Origin of the sequence: Pseudoflavonifractor sp. An184 (assembly GCF_002160305.1) — a bacterium.
Taxonomy (GTDB): Bacteria; Bacillota; Clostridia; order Oscillospirales; family Oscillospiraceae; genus Lawsonibacter; species Lawsonibacter pullicola.
Genome location: NZ_NFKI01000114.1, coordinates 1 through 3255 on the forward strand (window position 1 = coordinate 1; position 3255 = coordinate 3255).

The 3255-nt window shown below is 62.9% G+C and carries 2 protein-coding genes; one reads left to right on the forward strand and one right to left on the reverse strand.

What is annotated here, in order from left to right:
- Positions 1-162 precede the first annotated feature (162 nt).
- Positions 163-627, forward strand: a complete 465-nt coding sequence (locus B5F19_RS17355; RefSeq protein WP_140394276.1) for a hypothetical protein — start codon at positions 163-165, stop codon at positions 625-627.
- 241 nt (positions 628-868) lie between these two features.
- Here B5F19_RS17355 and mnmE read toward each other — a convergent pair whose 3' ends face one another.
- Complete coding sequence (mnmE, locus tag B5F19_RS16565; RefSeq protein ID WP_087292828.1) at positions 869-2263, reverse strand: tRNA uridine-5-carboxymethylaminomethyl(34) synthesis GTPase MnmE; 1395 nt, start codon at positions 2261-2263, stop codon at positions 869-871.
- Positions 2264-3255: the final 992 nt, after the last annotated feature.

A 3255-nucleotide genomic window follows, 5' to 3' on the forward strand; every position in this document is an offset into this window, starting at 1 on the left:
GTGGGCCTCCTGGCCGCTGCCCTGGCCCCTCGGAGCTGGGGGGAGTAGACCAGCGCCGGAGCTGCCGGGGCCACACGGGGGCGCAGCGCGCCGCCTGGAGCCGCCCGGCTTCTGCCCAACATCCGGCCATCTGAAAATAGGTTTACAGGGAAGGGATGCTTAATGAATGAAACTTTGTTAAGAGGGCATAAGAGTAATGCCAGAATGCAACGGTCAAATGTGAGACAGTCTTGTCGAGCATTACAGTGTGCAATCGAAAAAAACTTCCCAGATGGATTTCAGATGATAACACTATGGTATGATGGTGTGGGAAAAACTAGAAGATGGATAGATGATGATATTAAAGAATGGATTCGGTTTATCCGATTAGCGCTTGGGGGGATTAAATATATCATATCTAAAGAACCAGGAAATTCCGCTGGAATAGTAACATGTCGGGTAATTGTAGACCTAGAAGTGGATGCGGAAGGTATGGCGTGGATGTGGAAGCACGGAGCAACTAAGGTCGAGCGCGTCAATAAAGAGGGAGTGAGCGGCTTTGCAAGGGTTATCATGGCGCGTTGGTTGAAAGAAGGACATAATTTAGAACCGTGCCGTAGAGCGTGGGTAAGAGCACGGGGAATGTAATGCGCATAATGGACCAGGGTACCAAGAACGACAGAACTTTCGTTTTTTGGCAAAAAAAAGAAATGGCTTTGCGGGCGCAAGGCCATTTCTTTTCCCTTAGATTTTCCCTTTAGGCAATCTGTGGGAGGAAAAAAGCGAGAAAGAAGAAGTGAAGATAAGTTATAAAAACATAAGTGAAAAGAAAGAAAAGGGATACAAAAAAGAAAAGAAAAAAATAAACTGCAAAACCTGTGGTTGAGCGTTACTTTCCCACGCAGAACCGCTGGAAAATCCGGGCGGTCACGTCCTCCCGCACCGACTGGCCCGTCAGCTCTCCCAGGGCGGAGAGGGCCTCCTCCACGTCGGTGAGCAGGGCGTCGGGGGTGACCCCCAGCTCCAGGGCCTCCCGGGCCCGGCGCACCCCCTCCAGGGCCCGCTGGGCGGCCTGGGCCTGCCGGGCGTTGGTGAGCAGCTCCCCATAGCCGGAGCCGGCGTCCCTGGGGAAGAGCTCCGCCACCGCCCGGGCCAGACTGTCCAGCCCCTCGCCTGTCTTGGAGCTGAGCTCCACGGTCCGGGCGGCCGCCCGGACCTCCGCGCCAATCAGGCCCACGCTGGTGCTCCGCTCCACCAGGTCCTGTTTGGCGGCCACAAAAATCCAGGGCTTTCCCGCCTCCGTCACCGCCCGTGTCAGCTCTGCGTCCTCCGCGGTCACCTCCGCCGCCGCGTCCACCACCAGAAGGATGAGCTCCGCCTCCTCCATGGCGGCACGGCTGCGCTCCACCCCCAGCTGCTCGATGGGGTCGGCGCTCTCCCGCAGCCCGGCGGTGTCGATGAGCCGCAGGGGGACGCCCCCCAGCTCCACATTTTCCTCCACCGTGTCCCGGGTGGTGCCGGGGATGTCGGTGACGATGGCCCGCTCATACCCCACCAGGGCGTTGAGGAGGGAGGACTTGCCCGCGTTGGGCCGCCCCACGATGGCGCACCGCACCCCCCGGCTCAGCTGCCGCCCCCGCCGGTAGGTGGCCAGCAGCCGCTCCAGGGCGGTCTCCTGCCGGGTCAGGTCCCGGGCGAGCTGCTCCTGGGTGAAGGGGTCGATGTCCTCATCCGGGTAGTCCAGCACCGCGTGAAAGTGGGCCATCAGGTCCACCAGAGCGGAGTAGATCTCCCCCACCCGGCGGCTCAGGGCCCCGGACAGCTGGCCCGCCGCGTGGCGGGCCCCCTCCCGGCTCTGGGCGTCCAGCAGGTCGGCCACCGCCTCCGCCTGGGCCAGGTCCAGCCGCCCGTTGAGAAAGGCCCGCTGGGTGAACTCCCCGGGCCCGGCCTGGCGTGCCCCCTGGACAAACAGGGCCTCCAGCCCCAGGGTGAGCACCATGGGGGAGCCGTGGCAGTGGAGCTCCGCCGTGTCCTCCCCGGTGTAGCTCTCGGGCCCGCGGCTGTAAGTGCACAGCACCCGGTCAATGACCTGCCCCTCCCGGTCCAGCAGGTCCCCGTACACCAGGGTGCGCACCGGGCGGTCCAGCAGGCCCTTCTTCCCCAGGGGGCGGAACACCGCGGCGGCGATGTCCGCCGCCCGGGGGCCGGACAGCCTCAGAATGCCGATGGCCCCAGGCCCGGCGGGGGTGGCCACGGCGGCGATGGTATCGGTTTGGATGGACATGACGGGCTCCTTTCCCGGTGGAAAACCGGGCCGCCGCCGGAGGGCGGGCCCGGTCCCTGCAAAAAATGAATTTTGGTGGATTTTCCGCAAGAAAACCTCTTGACAGGCCGGATTCGACAAATTATGCAAAATGCGGCCTGGTTGCACTTAACATAACACATTGTGGAAAACTCGGTGGAAAGTGTGGATAACCCTTGTGGGTGTGGAATTTCCCCCGAAGATGGAAAAAAATTATGCCTCTGTCTCTTTTGCATAAAAGGCGCCGAAAGTGGATGGGCCGCCGGGAAAAATCCGGGACCGCTCCGGCGGACGGGCGGGCGTAAAATGCAGGAACGCCGCCGCCCCGTGCAGGCAGGGCGGCGGCGCAGGGCACGGCGCGTCCAGAAGGCCGCGCCCCACAGGCATCCCGGCCCACGGGACCGGGCGGCCCAGTGTGCCGCCCCTGCAAAAATGCAGAGACCTGTCCGATGAACGCCGTAGGGGCCGGTCCCAGACCGGCCCGCGGGCTTTTGCCCGGGGTGCGCGCATTCAAGAGGTCTCCCTCATCCGGCCCTTCGGGCCCCCCTACCCCTTTTGTCCCTCCGGGACATTTCCCCCTGATAGGGGGAATCGTCCTTCCCCCTGGAAGGGGGAAGACTTGCGGGCGGCCAAAGGCCGCCCCTACGGCGGAAAGCGGCCCGGGAGCGTTGGCTCGGCAAAGCCAGGCGCAGTTCTGGAACCGCAACAATTCTAAATTTTGCAAACCCAGGGCCCAGTGGCCCGGATTGAATAGCGGAAAACCACTCAGATTTTGCGCGCCGGAAATGCTCTGCCTGGCCCAAGGGGTAACCCCCGTAAATGGGGTCCGGGGCCGACTCCCCCTGTCATGGGGAGTCAGCCCCGGGGCGCTTTGCCCAATCCCTCGTTGCTCCCGGCGAAGCCCAGCGAAGCGGGTTCGCCGGGAAGAGGAGGAGCAAGGGAACGAACGCAGTTTTCGCCGCCAGGCGGAAACG